We start from the raw sequence: 22002 nt of genomic DNA, 5'->3' as shown, positions 1-22002 counted from the left end.
GTTCGCGCGGGGCGCGAGTCAGCCCTCGTCGCTGCGCAGCGCCTCCGTGACGAACTCGCGGAGCGAGAACAGGATCTCCTCCCGGGAGCGGCCGCTCGACTCGACCAGGCGCCCGGTCAGCCAGGTCAGGCAGATGACGGCGGCGCCGGCGACGTCGGACGCGGTCGGCACGACGATGCCGTCGTCGTCGAGCACCCCCTCCTCGATGGGGCTGAGGGCGCGCTCGAGCGTCAGGCGGTTCATCGGGCCGGTCGCCTCGCCGTCGAACGCCGCCGCGCTGTCGATGAGCGCCTGCGCGGCGATCATGGCGGCGTGCGGGATGGGCAGCTGGTCCATCGGGGACTCCGATCGAGGGAGGCGGGTTCGCTCATCGTGCACCCCGGCGCGGGGCTCGTCCACACCCCGCCCTCGGCGCGGAGTCTCCCCAGAGCCGTGCGACACGCCCCGCTCGCATGCCGACTCGGGCATAGCCTCGACGCATGGAGCAGTCGACGTCCTCAGCAGCGCCCGGGAACGAGCCGGAGCGCGACGACGTGCTGTCCGAGGAGCAGGCCGCCGAGCAGTCGGAGGAGCAGGCCGAGGAGCAGCCGGCCGACGACGCCCGGCACGACCGGGGCGCCCTGAGCGACACCGGGCAGTACCACACCGGGATGCCGCTGCGGCTGCCGCGCTTGAAGCCCGAGTTCGACACCGACCAGCCGATCCTCGACAGGGTCGAGACGCTGGTGCGCCGCTGGCTCGTCCGCAGCCGCGCGTTCCCCGCCGACCCGGCCGCCCAGCGTCTGGCTGGCGTGCTGCAGGACCCGAACGGCCTCGACTTCACCGTCGGCTTCGTCGACGGCGTCGCCCGGCCGGAGGACCTCTCGGTCGCGGCCGAGAACCTGTCCGCGCTGACGGCGAAGACCCCCGCATTCCTCCCCTCCTACCTCCGCGCCGCGGTCGCCACCGGAGGCGCGGTCGGCCCGGTGCTCCCGTGGATCGTCGTGCCCGCCGCCCGCCGCGTGCTCCGCCAGATGGTCGGCCACCTGGTGGTCGACGCCTCCGACTCCCGCCTGGGCGGTGCGATCCGGAACCTCCGCACGGGCGGCGACCGGCTGAACCTCAACCTGCTGGGCGAGGCGGTGCTCGGCGAACGCGAGGCGCGGCGGCGTCTCGAGGGCACCCACCGGCTGCTCGAGCGCGACGACGTCGACTACGTGAGCATCAAGGTGTCGAGCATCGTCAGCCAGCTCTCGATGTGGGCCTTCGACGAGGCCGTCGACCGGGTCGTCGAGCGCCTGACGCCGCTCTACCAGCTCGCCGCGGCGAGCCCGACCCCCAAGTTCATCAACCTCGACATGGAGGAGTACCGCGACCTCGACCTCACGGTCGCCGTGTTCCGCCGGCTGCTCGAGCAGCCGGGCATGGAGGGGCTCGAGGCGGGGATCGTGCTGCAGGCCTACCTGCCCGACGCCCTCGGCGTGCTGCAGGGCCTCACCGCGTGGGCCGTCGAGCGCCGACGCGCCGGTGGGGCCCCGATCAAGGTCCGCGTCGTCAAGGGCGCCAACCTCGCGATGGAGCGGGTGGACGCGGCGATCCACGACTGGCCGATCGCCACGGTCGGCAGCAAGGCCGAGGCCGACACCAACTACAAGCGCCTGCTCGACTGGGCGCTCCGGCCCGAGCGCACCGACGCGGTGCGGATCGGCGTCGCCGGGCACAACCTCTTCGACATCGCGTTCGCCTGGATCCTGGCGAACGAGCGCGGGGTCGCCGAGGCGGTCGACTTCGAGATGCTGCTCGGCATGGCGACGGGTCAGGCCCGCGCGGTCCGGGAGGACGTCGGCCGGCTCCTCCTCTACACGCCCGTCGTGCACCCGCACGAGTTCGACGTCGCGATCTCGTACCTGATCCGTCGGCTCGAGGAGAACTCGAGCCCCGAGAACTTCCTGTCGGCCGTCTTCGAGCTCGAGGACGAGAGCGTCCTCCAGCGCGAGCTCGAGCGCTTCAGGGTCTCGCTGGAGGCGCTCGACGAGACCGTGCCGACTCCGAACCGCAGCCAGGACCGCCTGCGCGAGTGGGCGTCCGGCTCGGGGCTCCGCCTCGTGCAGGAGCACGCCGGGGCGGGCGAGCACGCCCACGATCCCGCGGAGGAGGGGCTCACCCAGGCGGTCCTCGGCCTCAGTCGCGGCTCCGGTGCCGCGGCCGCGACCGCGGGCTTCCGCAACGAGCCCGACACCGACCCGTCCCTGCCGGGCAACCGGCGCTGGGCGCGCCTGATCACCGAGCGCATCGCCACCTCGCGCATCGGCACGTCGACCGCCGACAGGGCGCGCGTCTCGACCGCCGAGGAGCTGCAGGAGGTGCTGCGCGGCGTCGCCCGTCGCGCCGAGCGCTGGGGCGACCGGCTGGGCTACGACCGCGCCGCGATCCTCGACCGCGCGGGCCTCGCCCTCGCTGCCAACCGCGACCGCCTGATCGAGGTGATGGCCTCCGAGACGGGCAAGACCCTGGCCGAGGCCGATCCCGAGGTGTCGGAGGCGATCGACTTCGCCCACTACTACGCCACCCGGGCGCGCGAGCTCGACGCGGTCGGCGGAGCGACCTTCGTCCCCGAGCGGGTGACCGTCGTCGCCCCGCCCTGGAACTTCCCGATCGCCATCCCGGCCGGCTCGGTGCTCGCGGCGCTCGCCGCGGGGTCGGGCGTCGTCCTGAAGCCGGCGCCGCAGGCCCGCCGCTCCGCCGCGGTCCTCGCCGAGGCGCTCTGGGATGCGGGCATCCCGCAGGACCTCCTCGCGCTCGTCGACCTCGACGAGGAGGCGCTCGGACGGGCGCTGATCACCGATCCGCTGGTCGACCGCGTCGTGCTGACCGGCTCGTACGAGACCGCGAAGCTCTTCCGCTCCTGGCGAGTAGACCTGCCGCTCCTGGCCGAGACCAGCGGCAAGAACGCGATCATCGTCACGCCCCACGCCGACTACGACCTCGCCGTGGCCGACATCGTCAGGAGCGCCTTCGGACACGCCGGCCAGAAGTGCTCGGCGGCGTCGCTGGTCATCCTGGTCGGCTCCGTCGCGCGCTCGAAGCGGTTCCGCGCGCAGCTCGTCGACGCCGTCACCTCGCTCCGGGTCGGGCTGCCGAGCGACCCCGCCGCGGTGATGGGTCCGCTGATCGAGGCGCCGACGGGCAAGCTCGCCCACGCCCTGACCACGCTCGGCGCGGGGGAGTCCTGGCTCGTCGAGCCCCGCCGACTCGACGAGGGCGGCCGGCTCTGGTCGCCGGGCGTCCGCGAGGGCGTCGCCGAGGACAGCTACTTCCACCTCACCGAGTTCTTCGGGCCGGTGCTCGGCATCATGCACGCGGCGACGCTCGAGGACGCCATCCGGATGCAGAACGCGACCGACTACGGGCTCACCGCGGGTCTGCACTCACTGCACGCCGACGAGCTGGCGGTCTGGCTCGACTCGGTCGAGGCGGGCAACCTCTACGTCAACCGCGGCATCACCGGCGCGATCGTGCGGCGGCAGCCCTTCGGCGGCTGGAAGCGCTCCTCCGTCGGCGGCGGCGCGAAGGCGGGAGGGCCGAACCACCTCATCGGGCTCGGCTCGTGGAAGCCCTCGCCCGCCCGGCCGTCGAGCACCCTGCACCTGCGCGGACTCGACGACCGCGCCCGGCAGTTCATCGAGGCCGCTCAGTCGTCGCTGCAGTTCGAGCAGTTCGACCTGCTCCGCCGCTCCGCCCTCTCCGACCAGCTCGCCTGGGCGACCGAGTTCGGCGTCGTCACCGACATCTCCAAGATCGGCGTCGAGCGCAACCTGCTCCGCTACCTGCGGGTGCCGGTCGCGATCCGGCTCGCCGACGGCGGTGATCTCGGCGAGCTGCTCCGGGTGATCGCCGCGGGACTGCTCACCCGCTCGCGGATGGACGTCTCGAGCTCGATCCCGCTCCCACCCCGGGTGCAGGAGATGCTCTCGGGCGACGAGCTCCAGGAGATGGCCGGACTCGTGCCGAAGGTCGTCGTCGAGTCGGACGCGCAGTGGCTCGAGCGAGCGGCCGCCGGACGGATCACGGCCTCGCGCGTGCGCATCGTCGGCGACATCGTCTCGGACCGCGTCGACGCCTTCGGCGGCCCGCAGGGCGGCACGGCGCCGTCCCTCGGGCGCGACGCGGCAGGCGCGCCCGCGCCCGCGTCACCCCATGCGACCCGGTCCTTCACGGACGTCCTCAGCGGGATGACCCGCGGCAGCACGGGCAAGCCCGTCCCGCTCGTCCGCGCCGACGGCTCCCGCATCCCGCTCTCGACCGCTCTCGCCGAAGCGCTCGGCGGCTCACCCGACGTCGCGATCTACGCCGACCCGATCACGCCCGCCGGTCGCGTCGAACTGCTGCCGTTCCTCCGCGAGCAGGCGATCTCGATCACCAACCACCGCTTCGGCAACCCGATCGCGCTCAGCGACGAGGTGGTGTGAGCCGCCGTCAGGGCGCCAGGGACTCGAGCAGCTCGGCGGGCGGCGCGAAGAAGAGGGCGCCGGTGGTGGCGCGCGAGACGTCGAGCATCCGGTCGTAGGAGCCGGCCGGCTCGCCGACGAACATGCGGTGCAGCATCTGCTCGATGACGCCCGGGTCGCGGGAGTAGCCGAGGAAGTACGTGCCGAACTCGCCGTGACCCGGCCGGCCGAAGGGCATGTTGTCGCGCACGATGTCGTGCTCCACTCCGGAGTCGTCGACGATCGTCGCCAGGGCTCGGTGCGAGGGGCGCTCGCCGGCCGGCGGCTCGAGCTCGACGTCGTCGATCTTCGAGCGGCCGATGATGTGCTGCTGCACCTCGAGCGGGATGCTCTCCCACGCGACCAGATCGTGCAGGTAGCGCTGCCCGACGAGGTAGCTGCCTCCCGCATCCGGACCGTCGGCGACCACCGTCGACGCCAGCGCGTCGGTGCCCGTCGGGTTCTCGGTGCCGTCGACGAAGCCCAGCAGGTCGCGCGAGTCGAAGGAGCGGAAGCCCACCGTCTCGTCGACCACGTCGACGTGCCCGCCGAGCCGCTCCATCAGCAGCCGCTCGAGCTCGAAGCAGAGGTCGCCTCGATCGGCGCGGAGGTGGAACAGCAGGTCGCCAGGGGTCGCGGGCGCCGTGTGCACCGACCCGTGCACGGGCGCGAGCGGATGCAGCAGTGCGGGGTGGGGGAGCCCGGTCAGCCGGTCCCACACGCCGGAGCCGATGCCCACGACGCACGAGAGCCGCTCGTCGGGCTCGCGGAAGCCGACCGCGCGGACGAGTCCCGGCAGTGCGCCGAGAGCAGACCGCACCGCCTCCTCGGCCTCCCGGCCCTCGCGCACGGTGGCGGTCAGGAAGACCGCGGCTCGGGTCAGCGGCGCGTCGACCGCCTGCGGGGTGCTCATCGGGCCGTGCCCGCGGGTGTCGTCATGATCGGTCCTCCGCTCGATCGGCGCGGTCGGGGCCGAGGCGCGGATCGCCTCTCCCCGGAGACCGCCGCCGGGGCTAGATTCGACAATTGTCGGGCCGGCCGGCGACGACCGGAAGGCGCGGAGACGACGATCCGGCTCCACCTCCCGACACTCCTGCGATCCGACATTCCTCACCGCCCGACACCCCTCACCGCCCGACACTCCTCACGGCCCGGCACTCCTCACGATCGAGAACGGAGGCACGTCCCATGCCCCACTCCACCGTCACCGACGGATCCGAGATCCGCCCCGAGGTGCCGCCGAGCGGCACCGGCTGCGTCGAGTGCGAGCAGGAGCAGCTCTGGTGGGTGCACCTGCGCCGGTGCGCGGCCTGCGGGCACATCGGCTGCTGCGACGACTCGCTCGCGAAGCACGCGACCTCGCACGCCCGCGCGACCGGGCACCCGATCATCCGCAGCTTCGAGCCGGGCGAGGACTGGTTCTGGGACTACCGGACCGAGGACTACACCGACGGCCCCGCGCTCGCCCCGCCCGAGAGCCACCCCGCCGGTCAGACCGTGCCGGGCCCGGCCGACCGCGTGCCGGCCGACTGGCAGGAGCGGCTCGAGCGCGACCGCGAGCGGGGCGACCGGCGGTGAGCGCCGCCTCCGCGCCCGTCGACCGCGTCGAGCTGCACGGCTCGACGCACAGCCGGCGGGCGTGGGAGGTGCGCGACTTCCTCGCGCGCAGCGTCGTCGACTTCCGCTGGCACGACGACCGCGACGCCTCCGAGCCGCTCGTCGTGGTGCTGCCCGACGGAGCTCGGCTCGAGGAGCCGTCGCTCGCCGAGATCGCGGGGCGGCTCGGCTGGGCGACGCGCCCCGCCCTCGCCGAGTACGACCTCTCGATCTACGGGGCGGGGCCCGCCGGACTCTCCGCGGCCGTCTACGCCGCGTCGGAGGGGCTGCGCGTCGTCCTGCTCGAGCGCGAGGCGGTCGGCGGCCAGGCCGGGTCGAGCAGCCTGATCGAGAACTACCTCGGCTTCCCGCACGGCGTCTCGGGAGCGACGCTGGCGGAGCGCGCCCGCCAGCAGGCCGTCGCCTTCGGCGCCGAGCTGGTGATGATGCGCCGCGGGGTGCTGGGCGAGTTCCGCGACGGACGGATCCACGCCAGGCTCGACGACGGCACGACGGTCGTCGCCCGCGCCAACATCTGCGCGACCGGCGTCGACTGGCGACGGCTCGGCCTCGCGGGGGAGGACGAGCTGCTCGGCTGCGGCCTCTACTACGGTGCGGGGACGAGCGAGGCGATGCGCTGCGGAGGCGAGGACGTCTTCGTCGTCGGGGGAGGCAACTCCGCGGGGCAGGCCGTGATGAACCTCTCGGCCCACGCCCGCCACGTGACGATGCTGGTCCGCGGCCCCGATCTCTCGAGCACGCTCTCGGCCTACCTCGAGACCCGCGTCCGCGCGCAGCCGAACGTCGAGATCCGCACCGGCGCCCGGGTCGCCGCGCTGCACGGCGACGGCTACCTCACCGGCATCACGATCGAGGAGTCGGTCGGCGGGGCCCGAGAGGAGCGCGCGACCGAGAACCTGTTCGTCTGCATCGGCGGCGACCCCGACACCGCCTGGTCGGCGGAGACCGCGATCCAGCGCGACCCGCACGGCTACCTGCTCACCGGACCGGACCTCGACGCCGCGGCCCTCGCCTCCGCTTGGCCGCTCGATCGCCCGCCCTTCTACCTCGAGACGAGCGTGCCGGGGTCCTTCGCCGCCGGAGACGTGCGGCACGGCTCGGTCAAGCGAGTCGCCGCCGCGGTCGGCGAGGGCGCCATGGCGGTCACCTTCACGCACCGCCACCTCGCCGAGACGTTCGGCTGAGAGGATCCCCGCGCCTTACTTGTCGCGGCAACCACTCGGTAGACTCCGAGCATGACCTCCGCTCCCCGCTGGCTGACCCCCGATCAGCTCGACGCCTGGATGCGTTTCATCGCGGTGGTCGAGCTGCTGCCCGGCGCACTCGACACGCAGCTGCAGCGCGACGCCGGCCTCACCCACTTCGAGTACATGACGCTGGCGATGCTGTCGGAGGCGCCCGACCACGCCCTGCGGATGACGACCCTCGCCACGCGCACGAACTCCACGCTGCCCCGCCTGTCCCACGTCGTGACCCGCCTCGTCGCTCGCGGCTACCTCGAGCGCCGGCCCTGCCCGACCGACGGGCGGGCGACCAACGCCGTCCTCACCGACGCGGGCCGGCAGAAGATCGTCGAGACGGCTCCCGGCCACGTGTCGACGGTGCTCGCCGACGTGATCGACCCGCTCGCTCCCGAGCAGATCGGTCAGCTCGCCGACATCATGGCGCGGATGCTCACTCGGCTCGACCCGGAGGGGCGGATGACGGTCGACGCCGTCCGCTCGACGCTCGCCGAGAACCCGGGCCCGCGCGCCTGCTGACGCGAGCCCCGCTCACGCCGAGTCGCGCGCGCCGGGTGCCGGCACGCGCAGGCTCAGCACCGTCTGGTCGCGACCGGGTGTCAGCACCACCTCGCCTCCGAGCGTCGCGGTGGACTCCCGGAGACCGCGGAGTCCCCGTGCCGTCGACGCAGCGCCGGCCGTCGCCTCCCCTCCCGGTGAGGTGACCGCGGCGACGACCGAGCCGTCGTCGTCGACCCTGACGGCGACGACGAGCGGTCCGGCGGCGGCGTGCTTGAGCGCGTTGGTCAGGCCCTCTCGGCAGAAGCGCACGAGCGCCGCGGTCGCCGCGGTGTCGAGTGCGCCGGGGTCGCCGTCGATCCGCACATCGAGTTCGCGGCCGGTCGAGGTCACGTCCGAGAACAGCCGGTCGAGATCGGCCGCAGCCTCGGTCGAGCCCGCGACCGGAGCCGCCCGGAGGGTGGCCGTCAGCGAGTCGATCGCCGTGCGGGTCTGCCGGTCGATCGACTCGGTGAGGATCCTGACCTCCTCCGGCGACAGTCCGTCGAGGTCGCGCAGCGCCGCCGAGTGAAGGCTCAGCAGCGTCAGCGAGTGGCCGAGGGAGTCGTGGATCTCCTCGGCGATGCGCTCGCGCTCGGCGTCGAGCGACCGCGCCAACGCCGTCCTCTCCCGGTCGAGCGCGCTGATCAGCCGACGATCGGCCTCGCGCTCGCTGCGCCGCTTCGCGCCGGTCAGTATGCCGAGCACGCCGATCGTCACGGTGACGGCCACCGAGAACAGCCCGACGAGGATCGACGCGCCGAGGATCTCGGGGCGTGCCCACCGGACGATGAAGAGCCCGAGGAGGAACGCATCGGCGAGCGCACCCGCCGCGACGAAGCGCCATGCCGTCCGCGCCGGCAGGCGTCGCCCGATGAGCACGAGCGCGGTCCAGAGGGCGGGCGTCGCGATCGGGGTGAGCGCGGCGCCGAGGCAGGCGGCGACCCCGGCGGTCCGCGGGCGTCGTCGCTGCCAGCCGAGCGGGAGGATCGCGCCGAGCCCGATCGCGAGGGTCAGCAGCAGATTCCACAGCGGCAGTCGAGGGGCGACGAGCGCGAAGATCGCGAGTCCGACCGCGAGGTTCGCGGCCAGGAGGATCGGGCCGGCGGAGCGCCGGTCGAGCCACGGGGTGGTGTGCACGGGGGTGCGGGGACGGGACACGGCGTACTCCGGGGGCGGGCGCCGGGGGTCGGCGCTCCGCCACGATAATGGATCGCCGGCACCCCCTCTCCCGGTCCACCTCACCGCGCCGGGTGCACGCACGGCGGCGCGCGCACCCCTTGGAGGCCGACGGTGTCGATCCCGCCCGCGGAGGACTCCGCGTCGTCGTCCCCGACGCCGGTCAGAGTCCTGCTCGTCGACGACGATCCGCTCGTGCTGATCGCCCTCAGGAACGTGTTGCGGACCGACCCCGCCGTCGCGGTGGTCGACGCGATCGACGACGGCGCGCTGGTCCTGCCCGCGGTCCGGCGCACCCGCCCGGACGTCGTCCTCCTGGACGCGCGGATGCGGTCGGTGTCGGGGCCGGAGGTCATCGGACCCCTGCGGCGCGCGGCTCCCGAGGTGCGCATCATCGTGATGTCCTCGTTCATCGGGCCGGAGTCGGAGGCGGCGGTGCTGGTCGCGGGCGCCGACGCGTTCCTGCCGAAGGTGTCGTCGCCTGAGCGGTTCGCGGCCGAGGTCCGCCGGGTCGCGGGTCTCGCGCCCGCTCCGCGGGACGTCGCTCTGTCGGCCCGCGAGCGCGACGTCGCGCGCGCGCTCGCTCAGGGGATGACGAACACCGCCATCTCGCGCTCGCTCGGGCTGACCGACAGCACGACCCGGACCTACGTCTCGAGGCTGCTGGAGAAGACCGGAGCCGGCTCGCGGGTCGAGCTCGCCAACCTGGTCAATGCGGGCAGGCTCGACGCCTGACCCCCGTCCCGTCAACGGGGGGTCCGGGTCGACGTAGACGCTTGTTGACGGTCGGAGGCGGGCACCGACCGCCCCTCCGTAGCGTGCGGAGCGCTGCTCGGAGTGCGCCGGCACCCGAAGACGGCGCACTCCGAGAGCGCCTGCCTCCGGCCGCCGCCGAGAGGCCCCCTCCCGCAGAAAGAGCTCCATGACCTCGCTCGACCCGTCCCTCTCGCGCCGCTCCGTCGTCTCGGCCGGAGCCTGGACCGCTCCCGCGATCGCCGTCGCGATCGCCGCCCCGCAGGCCGCCGCCTCCGAGCCCGTCGCCGAGGCCGAGCGCTGGGAGAACAACCTCTTCCCGCAGTTCGCCCTCGGCGCGTCCGACCTCGTCTGGGCGCGCACCACGGCGAACGTCCTCGGCCAGGGCCCGAAGCAGGCCCGCCTGTTCAACTACTCCTCCGCCGAGGACGTCCCCGCCGGTGCGGCGACGATCACGATCGAGGTCGCGCAGACCTCGGGCCCGACCCTCCCCGCGAACTCGCTGGTCATCACCTCCCTGACCGGACCGACCGCCGTCACCGGCCTCGGGACGTCCTTCGTGTCGTTCCTGAACCCGGCGCTGATCGCCCGCGACAACGGCTCCGCCGTCTTCCCCATCGCCTTCCGGGTGAAGACCGGCACCGTCGGCGTGAACGCGGCGACCGGCTGGTCGATGACCATCACCTCCTCCGCCGGCGAAGGCACCTACAGCCAGGGCAAGCTCGGTGCCTGGTCGGGTGCGAGCACGCTCTGATGATCCGACCGCCACGGGCTCTCGCTTCGGAGCGGGGCCCGTGGCAGTCTCCTGCCATGCGCTTCACGACGACGCTCTTCCGGATCGGGAACAACACCGGCATCGAGGTGCCGCCCGAGGTGCTCGACGCGCTCGGGGGCGGTCGCCGACCGGCCGTGAGCGTGGTGGTGAACGGGTTCGTCTTCGCCGGCACCGTCGGGGCGATGGCAGGCCGCGCGCTGATCTCGTTCTCGGCCGACAAGCGCGCGGCGACCGGCCTGACGGGCGGCGAGACGATCGAGGTCGACCTCGAGCTCGACACGTCCCCCCGCGAGGTCGCCGTACCGGAGGATCTTGCGGCAGCGCTCGCTTCAGCAGGTCTGAGCGACGCGTTCGCGGCCCTCGCGCCGAGCGCGCGCAAGGCGCACGCGACGGCGGTCGGCGGCGCGAAGACGCCGGAGACCCGCACCCGGCGGATCGCGGCGATCGTGGGCAAGCTCGGCGGCTGAGCCCGCGCGCCTCCTCCCGTGTCATCACGAGCCGTCCCCCTCGAGAGCGACGCGGGGCGGCTCGACTGCTCGATAGGCTGCCGTTCGGTGCGCCAGGGGGCGAGGCCAGCAACGCGTGGCGCGGAGTCGGGGGACAGCATGGGCACGGTTCGACGATGGGTGTTCCCGATCGTGTGGATGATCATCCTCGGCGCGGCGAGCATCGCGCTGGTGAAGATCGCGTTCTTCCCCGACAGCAGCGCCGACGCCGATCCGACCGTCCCGACCGGTGAGCTGACCGAGCCGACCGTCGCCGTCGGGCGGGGCACGATCACGAACGACCTCACGCTGCAGGGCACGGTCGCCGCCGACCCGGCCGTGCCGATGAAGGCCACGGCGGCCGGCACCGTCGACGACGTCTACATCGCGCAGGGTGCCGTGGTGGCGACGGGCGATCTCGTCTACGACATCCGCGTCGAGACTCCGCGCGATCCGGTCGAGACCACGAACCCCGACGGCACGGTCACCGTCACCCAGCCCGAGCCGTCGGTGCGCTTCGAGCGCGTCTACGCGCCCACCTCGGGCACGCTCAGCGCGCTCGGCGTCATCCACGACCAGGCCGTGACGGTCGGAGAGGTCACCGGCCAGGTCGCGCCGCCCACCTTCGCGGTCACGGGCTCCATCGACGCGCAGCAGCTCTACCGGATCCAGGACCGGCCGACCGAGGCGCAGGTCTCGATCACAGGAGGGCCGGCCGGCTTCACCTGCACCGGGCTCACGATCACCACACCGCTCGCCGGCGAGGGCGAGGCTCCGGCCGGGGACGGCGCGACCGGTGCGACGGGGAGCGGCACCAGCTTCCGCTGCCAGGTGCCTCCCGAGGTGACCGTGTTCCCGGGCCTCGCCGCCTCCGTCACCCTCGCGGGCGGCAAAGCCGAGAACGTGCTCGTGGTGCCGACGACAGCGGTCGAGGGCTCGGCGCAGTCGGGCGTGGTCTACCGCCAGGCCGACGACGGGACGACCGAGGAGGTGCCGGTCACGCTCGGGCTGACCGACGGCGTGAACGTCGAGATCACGGGAGGAATCGACGAGGGAGCGCTGCTCCTGCAGTTCGTCCCCGGAGCCGCGGCCGGCGAAGAGGTGCCGCTCGAGGGCGACTGCATCGCGAACCCCGACGGCTCGGTCATCTGCTCGTGACGATCCTCCGGCTCGAGGGCATCCGCAAGGTCGTCCCCCTGCCCGACGCCCCGCCGCTGACGATCCTCGACGGGGTCGATCTCGAGGTGGGCGAGGGCGATCACGTCTCGGTCGTCGGGCGCAGCGGCTCCGGCAAATCGACGCTCCTGAACATCCTCGGTCTCATCGACGAGCCGACCGACGGCCGGATGCTGCTCGAGGGCCGCCCGACCGAGACCCTGTCCTCCCGCGCCAGAGCGCGGATCCGCGGCGGGAGCATCGGCTTCATCTTCCAGCAGTTCAACCTGCTCGAGGGGCGGACGGCGCGCGAGAACGTGATGACCCCGCTGCTCTACGCCACCGGATCCGAGTTCTGGAAGCGCGCCTCGCTCGCGGCCGACATGCTCGAGCGCGTCGGCCTCGGCCACCGGGTCGACTCGATGCCGGGCCGCATGTCCGGAGGCGAGCAGCAGCGCATCGCCATCGCGCGCGCGCTCGTCCGCCGCCCCCGCCTGATCCTCGCCGACGAGCCCACCGGCGCCCTCGACACCGACACGGGAGAGAGCGTGATGAGCCTGCTCGACGAGATCGCCCGCGAATCGGGATCCGCGCTCGTCACCATCACCCACGACCCGGCGATCGCGGCCCGCGCCGAGCGGCACTACCGGCTCGACCGCGGCCGGCTGGGCGCGGCGTCCGGATCGACGTCGGAGCCCCGGGTCCCCGCCCACGCGGCCGTCGAGGAGGCGCTCTGATGGGCGGTCTCGTCGGCATCGCCGGTGCGATCGTCGAGGCGTGGACCGAGCTGCGGATCCACCGGGGCCGGGTCCTGCTCTCGCTCATCGGCGTGGCCGTGGCCGTCGCCGCGCTCACCGGAGTCGTCGCCGCGGGCGGCATCGCGCGCCAGGCGAGCATCGAGCAGGCCGAGCGCTCGAGCGGACGCCCGGCGAGCCTCTACCTGAGCGCCTACTCGACCGGCCCCGACGGGGTCGTCGACAACGCCGCCCTGCAGACCGCGTGGGAGACGGTGCTCGAGCGCTACGGCATCGACTACGCCAGCCGGACCACCTACGGGAGCGCGCGCGTGCAGTTCGCCGACGGAGCCGTCGACGTGCCGGTCACGGCCGTCGACCAGCCCTACGCGGTGATGCACCGGCTCGAGATGGAGCAGGGCAGCTGGTTCGCCGAGGGCGACGAGCGCCGCCTCGCCCCCGCCCTGGTCGTCAGCGAGATCTTCTGGCAGCGTCTCGGCAGCCCGGATCTGCGCACCCACCCGGTCGTCACCCTCCTCGGCGGAGAGCACGACACGACGGCGGTGATCGTCGGCGTCACTCCCGTGTCGCAGTGGGAGACCGAGCCGACGATGATGATGCTCGCCGACGCCTACGCGGAGCTGGAGGTGCCGGTCGACCCGGCCCTCGGCGGATCGCAGACCCCGAACTACGAGATGTGGGTCCCGCTGGACATCGCCGAGCCTCTCGCCGCCGCCCTGACCCGTGACGTCACCGCCGCGCTCGGGCCGGGCATCGAGGCCAGCGTGAATCGTCAGGACTACCTGACCTACGACTCCGACCCCTTCGGCGTGCTCACCTGGGTCATCGGCGGGGTGGCGGGTCTCGTGCTCGCGCTCGGCGCCCTCGGGCTGCTCAACATCGCGCTCGTCACCGTGCGGCAGCGGATCCGCGAGATCGGCATCCGCCGCAGCTTCGGGGCGTCCTCGGGCCGGATCTTCTTCTCGATCATGATGGAGAGCGTCGTGGCGACCGTGGTCGCGGGAGTCGTCGGGGTCACCCTCGCGGTGATCCTGGTCACCAATCCGTGGACGGTCGACTGGATCCGGCAGAACGGGATCGACGACATCCCGCCGTTCCCGGTGGAGGCGGCGCTGCTCGGACTCGGCGCGGCGACGCTGGTCGGCGCTCTCGCGGGACTCGTGCCGGCGATCGTCGCCGTGCGCGTCAAGGTGATCGACGCGATCCGGTACTGAGTGATCCGGTGCTGGGCGATCCCGTACTGGGCGATCCGGTACTGAGTGATCCGGTGCGGGACGATCCAGTACGGGGCGATCCCGTACGGAGTCCTCCGCGTCCCGGGTGCTCAGCCGAGCGCGATGACCAGCTCGTCGCCGTCGATCTCGACGCGGGCGTCGGAGTAGTGCGCGATGCGGGGGAGGTCGGCGGTCGTCGCGCTCTCGTGCGCGCCGACGACGACCACGCGCATCCCGGCGGCGAGACCCGCGCGGATGCCCGCCTCGGCGTCCTCGAAGACGATCGCGTCGGCCGGGGCCGCGCCGAGGCGCTCGGCGGCCAGCAGGTAGCCGTCGGGAGCCGGCTTGCCGTTCGCCACGTCGTCGGCGGTGACGACGGTGTCGGGGGAGGGGACGCCCGCCGCGGCGAGGCGGCCGGCCGCGAGTGCCGGGCTCGCCGAGGTGACGAGGGCGACGGAGGCGCGCGGCAGTGCCGCGAGGAAGGCGACGGCCCCCGGGATCTCGAGGGTGCCCTCGGTGTGCTCGAGCTCGTACGCGTTGAGCTCGGCGACGACGGCCGCGACGTCGGTGCCGGCCGGGGCGAAGCGGCGGACGCTGTCCTCGGCGCGGACGCCGTGCACGGCACCGAGGACCATCGCGCGGTCGAGCTCGAATCGGTCGGCGAAGTCGCGCCAGATCGTCTCGACGACCGCGGTCGAGTCGACGAGCGTCCCGTCCATGTCGAAGAGGACGGCGCGGGCGCGGAGGAGGTGGGGCATGCGTCCATCCTGACGGGTGGAGCGGGGTCGACGGAGCGCCCGGACGAAGCGGGTCGGAGTCCGCGGAGCGGGCGCGGGGCGCAGCGCGCGCTCAGCGGCCGGTGATTCACGGGACCGCTCCGGAGCTCGGCGGATATCCGGCTCTTCCGACTCAGAACGGCGGTGGTGCGTCGGTGAACCTCGGGCCGGGTGGGCTGCCGGGGAGCGCGGGTGGTCGGGTGGTGACGTGGCGTCCGGTCGGGGTGGTCCAGTCGGCGGTGCCGTCGGGATGGAGGACGTAGGTCCAGCGGTCGCCGTGGCGGACGTGGTGGTGGGCAGTGCAGAGCGACGCGAGGTTCTCGAGGGAGGTCTCGCCTCCGTTGCGCCATTCGATCGTGTGGTCGGCTTCGGCGGTGGAGGCGGGGCGGGTGCAGCCGGGGAAGCGGCAGGTCTGGTCGCGCAGCTGGAGGTGCAGCCGCATCTGCGCCGGCGGGACGCGGTGGGTGCGCCCGACGGACGTGACGGTCCGTGTGTGCGGGTCGGTGAGGACCCGGGTGAAGGACGCGCCGCGATCGACCAGGGCGCGGGCGACGTCGGCGGGGATCGGGCCGTACCCGTCGAGGTCGGCGGCGGCGTCGTCGAGGCCGGCGGCCGTCGTCGCGGGCAGCGTGAGTCGAACCTCCGCGCGCACCCCGGGAACGAAGGTCGGCGCGGGGGCCTGCTCGTCGGAGACGGGCGTGGTGCCGAGGATGTCCCCGTCGCAGAGCAGGTCTGCGAGGGCGTCGGCGCGCAGCTGCGCGAGGGTGCGCTCGTCCCCAGGCCCGTCGTCCCCATCGCGGAGACTCCGGGCGATGCGGTCGAGGCGGTGGTAGGCGCCGAGAGCGGCCGGAGCGGGTAGGCAGGCGGTCAGCGTCGCCATCCCGTCGACCTCCGGCGTCAGCCATACCGCGCGGTCCTCGCGTGCGCGGGCGTGCCGCTGGGTGAGCGGCTGCTCGTGCAGCTGCTCCCGCCACCGCGCGAGCGCGCGTCGCAGCTGCGTCGGCGTCATCGTGAGGGCTGCATCGGCGGCACGCTCGTCGAGCGTGGCGCGCGATTCGGGCGGGAGGGTCGAGGCGGTCCGGCAGATCAGCTCGCCGGACTGCCAGAGGATCCGCGCGCCCGCCAGAGCGGCGCGGGTGAGCGGGAGGTCCTCGACGAGCAGCTGCGCGTGCTCGAGTCGGCGCGACACGGCCCACTCCGACGTGCCGAGGGCGACGGCCAGCTCGGCCCGGATCGAGCGCTCGGCGAGGTCGTTCGCCTCGCTCCGCGAGAGGCGCAGCCCCCGCGCGAACGACTCCTGAGCCTCGAGCGCCCTGCGATGCCCCGCGTAGAGGCGCTCGGCCGTCGCGAGCAGCCGCGGCGCCATCGCCCGGTCCTCGCCCGCAACACCGTCACCGCACTCCCGCACCTCCGCGAGTACCGCGTCCGCTCTTCCGATCATCTCCATACGAGAAGCTAATCAGCGACCACTGACATTCGCTCACGTTCGTGCCACGCCCCGCATGGCCCTCGGCGCGCGCACGGCGGGCTCATCGGAGGCTCTTCGCCGACGCTCAGGCGTCGCGCGAGGTCGCGGCGATACGCTTCACGGTGATCACGGGCAGAGCGCTCGGAGGGGAGCAGAGGACGCGATGACCGACGAGAACCAGACCGATCCGACCGGCAGCGGCGGCGCACCCTCGGGCCCGCGAGCGGGCTGGTACCCCGACCCTGCGGGGTCCCCGCGCCAGCGCTGGTGGGACGGCTCCGGGTGGACGGACTCGCTCCGCGACGCCCCTGCCGCGACCACGCCCGTCGCCCCCGTCACCTCCGCTGCGCCGGTCGCCCCCACGCCTCCGGCTGAGGCCCCCACGCCGCCCGCCGCTCCCGCGCGCCCCGCCTACGGCGAGACCTCGAGCGGGCAGGCGACCAGCTACGGCCAGTCCGCGTCGGGCCAGTCGGCTCCGGAGCAGCAGGCCCCGCAGCAGCAGAATCCCTACGCGCCCCAGAACCCGTACGCGCCGCAGCCCCAGCAGAGCGCCTACGGCCAGCAGGCCAACACGCAGCAGCCCAGCGCGCAGAACCCCTACGGCCAGCAGGCCCAGAACCCCTACGGCCAGCAGCCCCAGCAGCCCTACGCCGCCCAGCCCGCGCCCGCCGCCGCCGCGCAGCAGCGCGACCCGAGCATCTCCAGCTCCACCCCGTGGATCTGGGTCGTCGTGCTCCTCCCTCTGCTCTCGGCGCTGTCGCTCTTCCTGCTCTCGCCGAGCGCCATCGTCGACTCCTCGATGGCCTCCACCTACGGACCGCAGGCGTCGATGGGCATGTCGACCGGCTACCTCCTCGGGCTCGGCGCCGTGCAGGTCCTCGGCTTCCTGATCTACGCGGGCGAGGTCGTCTTCGCGTTCCTCGACTACCGCCAGCTCAAGAACGCCGGCGTGCAGAAGCCGTTCCACTGGGCCTGGGCCTTCCTCGCCGCGCCGTACGTCTACGTCATCGGCCGCAGCGTGGTCGTCAAGCGCGTGACCGGAGGCGGCCTGCTGCCGCTCTGGATCTTCATCGGCGTCGTCGTCGTCAGCTTCATCATCGCGATCGCGTGGTTTGCCGCGGTGTTCTCGGAGATGATGCAGGCCTTCCCGACCGCGGGGCTCTGACCCGCAGCACCACCGCACCACCCGCACGACCCCGAGGGGCCCGTGGAGCCGACGCTCCCGGGCCCCTCCGTCGTCGGACCGGACGGCGCAGCGCTGCCGACCCGTGGCACTCACGGACCCTTTGGGAACCGTAACGCGTTGTTTACAACGGTTTCCATTGCTTATCGCCCGATCTGCGCTTGAATGCGAAGCACAGTTCGACGTGCGATCGCGCGCGTCCGACCGATGGGAGCCCTCTCCGGTGTCAGCGACCCCGCTCATCACTCCGCCCACGACCGGCTCGGCGGCGCCCGCCGGCGTGGCCGGCTCGGTCGTCCTCGAGGGCGTCCGCAAGCTCTACGGCACCTCGGTCGCCGTCGACGGCGTCGACCTGCGCGTGGAGCCGGGTGAATTCCTCTCGCTGCTCGGCCCCTCCGGCTGCGGCAAGACCACGACGCTGCGGATGATCGCCGGCTTCGAGCACCCCGATGCGGGCGACATCCGCATCTCGGGGCAGTCGGTGCTGCGCCGGGCCCCGCACCAGCGCGACGTCAACACCGTGTTCCAGGCCTACGCGCTGTTCCCGCACATGACGATCGCCGAGAACGTCGCCTACGGGCTGCGTCAGCGCCGCACTCCGAAGAGCGAGATCCGCGGACGCGTCAGCGACGCCCTCGACATGGTGCGGATGCGCGGCTTCGCCGACCGCAAGCCCACCCAGCTCTCGGGCGGGCAGCAGCAGCGGATCGCCCTCGCGCGCGCCCTGGTGAACCGCCCCTCCGTACTGCTGCTCGACGAGCCGCTCGGCGCCCTCGACCGGCAGCTGCGCGAGGAGATGCAGATGGAGCTGAAGCTGCTGCAGACGCGGCTCGGCATCACCTTCGTCTTCGTCACGCACGACCAGGGCGAGGCCATGTCGATGAGCGACAGGATCGCGGTGATGCGCGACGGTCGCATCGAGCAGCTCGCCGACGCGAACACCGTCTACCACCGTCCCGCCTCGGCCTACGTGGCCGCGTTCGTCGGGCAGCAGAACTTCCTCGCGGGAGTCGTCGGCGACTCCGGTGCCCTGGTCACCCCCGTCGCGACGATCAGCGGGACGGAGGCGGCCGGGCGGCCCGGCGAGAAGCGGCAGGCGGCGATCCGGCCCGAGTCGATCCGGATCCACGCGGCGTCCGAGCGGGAGGCCGGCGGCGTCGACACCGCGAGCGGGCGCGTGCTCTCGATCGCGAACCTCGGCGAGACGGTGCAGTACCTCGTGCACCTCGACCCCGAGCACTCCGTCCTCGTGCGCAGGCCCGCCCCCGACGCCCCGGCGCTCTCCGTCCACTCCGCCGTCACGCTCAGCTGGACCAGCGCGAGCACCCTGTTCTTCCCCCTCGACGAGGCGGCCCGCGCGGCCGGCTACGTCGAGCCGCCGACCGTACCCTCGAGCAGCTCGGAGACATCATGACCGCGAAGCACCCCGTGAACATCCTCGCTCCCGCCCAGGCTGTGCCGATCATCCGGCGGGAGCTCTCGCGCCGTCGCCTCTTCGGCGTGGCCGGCGGCGTGGGCGCCACCGCGTTCCTCGCCGCGTGCTCCTCGCCCGGTGCGGGCTCCGCTCCCGAGGCGACGGGCGGCGCGCTCGAGGGCGACCTCTCGATCTACACCTGGGGCGACTACGACTCGCCCGACGTCATCGCCGCGTTCACGAGCGATCAGGGCCCGCAGATCACCCTCGACTCCTACAGCTCGAACGAGGAGCTGCTCTCGAAGCTCGGCGCCTCGAAGGGCACCAGCGGCTACGACATCGTGGTGCCGACCGGCATCTTCGTCCCCGGGATGATCGAGAACGGCCTGCTGACCAAGTTCTCGAAGGACCTGATCCCGAACCTCTCGAAGGTCGACCCGCAGTTCCTCGGGCAGGCCTGGGACCCCGACAACGAGTACACGGTCTGCAAGAACTGGGGCACCACCGGCTTCGCCTACGACACCACCGTGATCACCCGCGACCTCGTCACCTGGAGCGACTTCCTCGACGCGGTGCAGAACGAGGGCAGCGGCAAGACGTCGTTCCTCGACGACCCGATCGAGATCGTGGCGCCGTACTTCTGGGCGAACGGCATCGACTACACGACCGAGTCCGAGGACGACTACGCGGCGGCCGAGACCTTCATGGTCGAGAAGATCGCTCCGCACATCGCGGCCTTCGAGTCGTACCCGGGCGGTTCGATCATCCCCCAGAACACGCAGGTGCTCGTGCAGTCGTGGAACGGCGACGCGCGCCTGGGCAAGCTCAACAGCGAGGACCCGGAGCGCTGGAAGTGGGTGCTCGGCTCGCCGACCACCGAGCTCTGGATGGACAACTGGGCCATCGCCGCCGGCGCCCCGCACCCGGAGGCGGCGCACGCGTTCATCGACTACGTGCTCGACCCCGCGAACGCGATCCAGGAGCTCGACTACATCGGGTACAACACGGGCACCCTCGACATCGAGACGCTCGCCCGCGACGCCCAGCTCGAGTTCCTCGACGGCTACATCTTCTATCCGGAGGAGACGGTCGCCACGATGCAGACCGGCACCGTCACCAATCAGATGACGCTCGACGTCTACAACAAGGTCAAGGCGGCCGCGGGGGCGTGAGCGCACTCAGCACGGCGACCCGCCCGATCGACTTCCCCGCCCGGCGGCGCGGGCCGCGGTTGCCCTTCGCCCTCGCGGTGCCGGCCTGGCTCTGGCTCGTGGTGTTCTTCGTGGCGCCCGTCCTGCAGGTCGTCTGGTTCAGCTTCGGCTACAAGCCGGGCGTCTTCGGGACGCACGCCAACGATGTGCTCTCGTTCGACCGCTACGTCGAGGCGTTCTCGCCGACCTTCTTCCAGACCTTCGCCAACACCCTCTGGGTGGGCGTCCTCGGCACGGTGCTCTGCCTCGTGATCGGGCTGCCGGTCGCCTACTGGATGGCGGTCAAGGCCGCTCCGAACCGCCGCGGTCTGCTGATCGCGCTGGTCATGGTGCCGTACTGGACGAACTTCCTCGTCCGCACGATCGGCTGGCAGGTGATCCTCGCTCCCGAGGGCGTGCTCTCGCAGGCGCTGCAGGCCATCGGCGTCATCCCCGGCCCGATCGACCTGCTCTACACGCGACCGGCGGTGCTGCTCGGCGTGGTCTACAACTACCTGCCGCTGATGATCCTGCCGCTCTACGTCGCCTTCGACCGGGTGGCGCCGGCGCTGCGCGAGGCGAGCGGGGATCTCGGGGCGTCGAGCTGGCGCACCTTCCGCGACATCACCCTGCCGCTGGCGCGTCCCGGCATCATCGTCGGCACGCTCCTCGTCTACATCCCGCTGATGGGCGACTACATCACGGCCACCGTGCTCGGCGGCGCGAAGGGCAACATGGTCGGCCAGATGGTGGCGAGCCAGTTCCAGGTCGGCCAGAACTGGGCGCTCGGCTCGGCGATGGCGGTGCTGCTGATCGTCGTGATCCTGGTGACGGCGGCCCTCGCGGGCGTGCTGGTGTGGGCCGTGACGCTGCCGCTGCGGCGCAGTGCGCGCCTCCGACTGGGGGACGGCGCATGAGCGACGTGAAGGTGCACCGGAGGCGCCGCTCGCCGATCGACGTCGGCCTCGCGGTCTGGAGCACCGCGGTCTTCGTCTTCCTCTTCCTCCCGATCATCGTGATCGTGATCTCGTCCTTCAACACCGGGCGGCTGCTCGTGGCGTGGGAGGGCTTCGGGTTCGACGCCTTCGCGACGATCCTGAACAAGCCGGCGGTGCAGAGCGCGGTGATCGTGTCGATCCGGACGGGGCTCATCGCGGCCCTGCTGGCCACGCTGCTCGGCACGCTCGCCGGCATCGCCCTCGCCCGACGGCCCGGCCGCTGGGCGGTCTGGTTCATCACCCTGCTGCTGCTGGTCTCGGTCACGCCCGAGATCGTCGACGCGGTGGCGCTGCTGCCGTGGCTGGTGTTCCTCGGGCAGGATCTCGGGCTGTCGGTCTTCAACGACGGCACCGCGCGCCTGGTCGTCGGGCACTCGCTCTTCGCCGTGGCGGTCGTCTCGTACCTCGTTCGCGCCCGCCTGATCGGCCTCGACGAGAAGCTCGAGGAGGCGTCGGCCGACCTCTACGCGACGCCGATGCGCACCTTCTGGCGCGTCACCTTCCCGCTGGCCATGCCCGCGGTGCTCGCGGGCGGCCTGCTCGCCTTCACCTTCAGTCTCGACAACACGGTGATCGCGGCGTTCGTGCAGGTGTCGGGGTCGACCCCGTGGCCGGTCTACGTGCTGAGCGCCGTGCGCAGCGGGCTCAGGCCCGAGATCGCGGCGGTGTCGACCGTGATGCTGCTGCTGACCCTGATCGCCCTCGCCGCCGTCGCGCTCGTGCTGCGCCGCGCCGGCGACTCCGCCTCGCAGATCGCCAAGACGCTCGCGGGCGGCTGAACCCCTCTCTCGACAAG

The 22002-nt window shown here is 72.8% G+C and carries 20 protein-coding genes; 15 read left to right on the top strand and 5 right to left on the bottom strand.

Going from position 1 to position 22002, the window contains the following annotated elements:
- Positions 1–18 precede the first annotated feature (18 nt).
- The gene (locus GRS92_RS01895) at positions 19–336 is read right to left on the bottom strand and encodes a hypothetical protein (RefSeq protein ID WP_159852778.1); all 318 of its coding nucleotides are present in this window, start codon (positions 334–336) and stop codon (positions 19–21) included.
- Positions 337–650: 314 nt separating this feature from the next.
- Between GRS92_RS01895 and GRS92_RS01890 the strand changes: the two genes are divergently transcribed.
- Positions 651–4448, top strand: coding sequence for a bifunctional proline dehydrogenase/L-glutamate gamma-semialdehyde dehydrogenase (locus tag GRS92_RS01890; protein ID WP_159853266.1), 3798 nt, complete (start codon positions 651–653; stop codon positions 4446–4448).
- Positions 4449–4455: 7 nt separating this feature from the next.
- Here the strand turns inward: GRS92_RS01890 and GRS92_RS01885 are convergent, their stop codons facing one another.
- Complete coding sequence (locus tag GRS92_RS01885) at positions 4456–5379, bottom strand: Dyp-type peroxidase (protein ID WP_159852776.1); 924 nt, start codon at positions 5377–5379, stop codon at positions 4456–4458.
- 275 nt (positions 5380–5654) lie between these two features.
- Here GRS92_RS01885 and GRS92_RS01880 point away from each other — a divergent pair, with 275 nt between their 5' ends.
- From GRS92_RS01880 to GRS92_RS01870, 3 genes are read left to right on the top strand one after another with little or no spacing between them, the layout of a single operon-like run.
- Positions 5655–6044, top strand: a complete 390-nt coding sequence (locus GRS92_RS01880) for a UBP-type zinc finger domain-containing protein (RefSeq protein ID WP_159852774.1) — start codon at positions 5655–5657, stop codon at positions 6042–6044.
- The gene (locus GRS92_RS01875; RefSeq protein WP_159852772.1) at positions 6041–7267 is read left to right on the top strand and encodes an NAD(P)/FAD-dependent oxidoreductase; all 1227 of its coding nucleotides are present in this window, start codon (positions 6041–6043) and stop codon (positions 7265–7267) included. The genes GRS92_RS01880 and GRS92_RS01875 overlap by 4 nt, the downstream gene beginning before the upstream one ends.
- A gap of 51 nt (positions 7268–7318) precedes the next feature.
- Positions 7319–7843: a MarR family winged helix-turn-helix transcriptional regulator gene (locus GRS92_RS01870; protein ID WP_159852770.1), complete on the top strand. Its 525-nt coding sequence runs from the start codon at positions 7319–7321 to the stop codon at positions 7841–7843.
- Between the two features lie 12 nt (positions 7844–7855).
- On the opposite strand, the gene GRS92_RS01865 is transcribed toward GRS92_RS01870, so the two are convergent.
- The gene (locus tag GRS92_RS01865; protein WP_159852768.1) at positions 7856–9022 is read right to left on the bottom strand and encodes a sensor histidine kinase; all 1167 of its coding nucleotides are present in this window, start codon (positions 9020–9022) and stop codon (positions 7856–7858) included.
- 132 nt (positions 9023–9154) lie between these two features.
- Here GRS92_RS01865 and GRS92_RS01860 point away from each other — a divergent pair, with 132 nt between their 5' ends.
- From GRS92_RS01860 to GRS92_RS01835, 6 genes are all read left to right on the top strand, one after another.
- A complete protein-coding gene (locus tag GRS92_RS01860) occupies positions 9155–9775 on the top strand; it encodes a response regulator (RefSeq protein ID WP_159852766.1) in 621 nt (206 codons plus the stop codon).
- A 187-nt stretch (positions 9776–9962) separates the two neighbouring features.
- Complete coding sequence (locus GRS92_RS01855) at positions 9963–10547, top strand: hypothetical protein (RefSeq protein ID WP_159852764.1); 585 nt, start codon at positions 9963–9965, stop codon at positions 10545–10547.
- 56 nt (positions 10548–10603) lie between these two features.
- Complete coding sequence (locus GRS92_RS01850) at positions 10604–11035, top strand: YdeI/OmpD-associated family protein (RefSeq protein WP_159852762.1); 432 nt, start codon at positions 10604–10606, stop codon at positions 11033–11035.
- A 138-nt stretch (positions 11036–11173) separates the two neighbouring features.
- Positions 11174–12211, top strand: a complete 1038-nt coding sequence (locus tag GRS92_RS01845; RefSeq protein WP_235021767.1) for a hypothetical protein — start codon at positions 11174–11176, stop codon at positions 12209–12211.
- Positions 12208–12945, top strand: coding sequence for an ABC transporter ATP-binding protein (locus GRS92_RS01840; protein WP_159852758.1), 738 nt, complete (start codon positions 12208–12210; stop codon positions 12943–12945). The genes GRS92_RS01845 and GRS92_RS01840 overlap by 4 nt, the downstream gene beginning before the upstream one ends.
- Positions 12945–14177, top strand: a complete 1233-nt coding sequence (locus GRS92_RS01835; protein WP_159852756.1) for an ABC transporter permease — start codon at positions 12945–12947, stop codon at positions 14175–14177. The genes GRS92_RS01840 and GRS92_RS01835 overlap by 1 nt, the downstream gene beginning before the upstream one ends.
- A 110-nt stretch (positions 14178–14287) precedes the next feature.
- Here the strand turns inward: GRS92_RS01835 and GRS92_RS01830 are convergent, their stop codons facing one another.
- Both GRS92_RS01830 and GRS92_RS01825 read right to left on the bottom strand, forming a co-directional pair.
- Positions 14288–14935, bottom strand: a complete 648-nt coding sequence (locus tag GRS92_RS01830) for an HAD-IA family hydrolase (protein WP_159852728.1) — start codon at positions 14933–14935, stop codon at positions 14288–14290.
- Positions 14936–15086: 151 nt separating this feature from the next.
- A complete protein-coding gene (locus GRS92_RS01825; protein ID WP_235021764.1) occupies positions 15087–16394 on the bottom strand; it encodes an HNH endonuclease signature motif containing protein in 1308 nt (435 codons plus the stop codon).
- A gap of 190 nt (positions 16395–16584) precedes the next feature.
- Between GRS92_RS01825 and GRS92_RS01820 the strand changes: the two genes are divergently transcribed.
- The 5 genes from GRS92_RS01820 to GRS92_RS01800 all read left to right on the top strand — a co-directional run bounded on the left by GRS92_RS01820 (position 16585) and on the right by GRS92_RS01800 (position 21985).
- A complete protein-coding gene (locus GRS92_RS01820; protein ID WP_159852724.1) occupies positions 16585–17586 on the top strand; it encodes a DUF2510 domain-containing protein in 1002 nt (333 codons plus the stop codon).
- 241 nt (positions 17587–17827) lie between these two features.
- Positions 17828–19018, top strand: coding sequence for an ABC transporter ATP-binding protein (locus GRS92_RS01815; protein ID WP_159852722.1), 1191 nt, complete (start codon positions 17828–17830; stop codon positions 19016–19018).
- Entirely contained in the window at positions 19015–20190 is a 1176-nt protein-coding gene (locus tag GRS92_RS01810) for a polyamine ABC transporter substrate-binding protein (RefSeq protein ID WP_159852720.1), read from the top strand. The genes GRS92_RS01815 and GRS92_RS01810 overlap by 4 nt, the downstream gene beginning before the upstream one ends.
- Complete coding sequence (locus GRS92_RS01805; RefSeq protein ID WP_235021762.1) at positions 20187–21125, top strand: ABC transporter permease; 939 nt, start codon at positions 20187–20189, stop codon at positions 21123–21125. The genes GRS92_RS01810 and GRS92_RS01805 overlap by 4 nt, the downstream gene beginning before the upstream one ends.
- Entirely contained in the window at positions 21122–21985 is an 864-nt protein-coding gene (locus GRS92_RS01800) for an ABC transporter permease (RefSeq protein ID WP_159852718.1), read from the top strand. Before GRS92_RS01805 ends, GRS92_RS01800 begins: the two co-directional genes overlap by 4 nt.
- Positions 21986–22002 lie beyond the last annotated feature (17 nt).

The sequence above is a fragment of the Rathayibacter sp. VKM Ac-2754 genome, from assembly GCF_009807095.1.
Classification (GTDB): domain Bacteria; phylum Actinomycetota; class Actinomycetes; order Actinomycetales; family Microbacteriaceae; genus Rathayibacter.
Note: the sequence above shows the minus strand (reverse complement) of the source record. Positions and strands in the feature narration are given on the sequence as shown.

Coding starts and splice junctions, on each gene's coding strand:
- GRS92_RS01895 (WP_159852778.1), bottom strand. CDS start 336: ATGGACCAGCTGCCCATCCCGCACGCCGCCATGATCGCCGCGCAGGCG.
- GRS92_RS01890 (WP_159853266.1), top strand. CDS start 651: ATGCCGCTGCGGCTGCCGCGCTTGAAGCCCGAGTTCGACACCGACCAG.
- GRS92_RS01885 (WP_159852776.1), bottom strand. CDS start 5,379: ATGAGCACCCCGCAGGCGGTCGACGCGCCGCTGACCCGAGCCGCGGTC.
- GRS92_RS01880 (WP_159852774.1), top strand. CDS start 5,655: ATGCCCCACTCCACCGTCACCGACGGATCCGAGATCCGCCCCGAGGTG.
- GRS92_RS01870 (WP_159852770.1), top strand. CDS start 7,319: ATGACCTCCGCTCCCCGCTGGCTGACCCCCGATCAGCTCGACGCCTGG.
- GRS92_RS01855 (WP_159852764.1), top strand. CDS start 9,963: ATGACCTCGCTCGACCCGTCCCTCTCGCGCCGCTCCGTCGTCTCGGCC.
- GRS92_RS01850 (WP_159852762.1), top strand. CDS start 10,604: ATGCGCTTCACGACGACGCTCTTCCGGATCGGGAACAACACCGGCATC.
- GRS92_RS01845 (WP_235021767.1), top strand. CDS start 11,174: ATGGGCACGGTTCGACGATGGGTGTTCCCGATCGTGTGGATGATCATC.
- GRS92_RS01835 (WP_159852756.1), top strand. CDS start 12,945: ATGGGCGGTCTCGTCGGCATCGCCGGTGCGATCGTCGAGGCGTGGACC.
- GRS92_RS01830 (WP_159852728.1), bottom strand. CDS start 14,935: ATGCCCCACCTCCTCCGCGCCCGCGCCGTCCTCTTCGACATGGACGGG.
- GRS92_RS01825 (WP_235021764.1), bottom strand. CDS start 16,394: ATGATCGGAAGAGCGGACGCGGTACTCGCGGAGGTGCGGGAGTGCGGT.
- GRS92_RS01820 (WP_159852724.1), top strand. CDS start 16,585: ATGACCGACGAGAACCAGACCGATCCGACCGGCAGCGGCGGCGCACCC.
- GRS92_RS01810 (WP_159852720.1), top strand. CDS start 19,015: ATGACCGCGAAGCACCCCGTGAACATCCTCGCTCCCGCCCAGGCTGTG.
- GRS92_RS01800 (WP_159852718.1), top strand. CDS start 21,122: ATGAGCGACGTGAAGGTGCACCGGAGGCGCCGCTCGCCGATCGACGTC.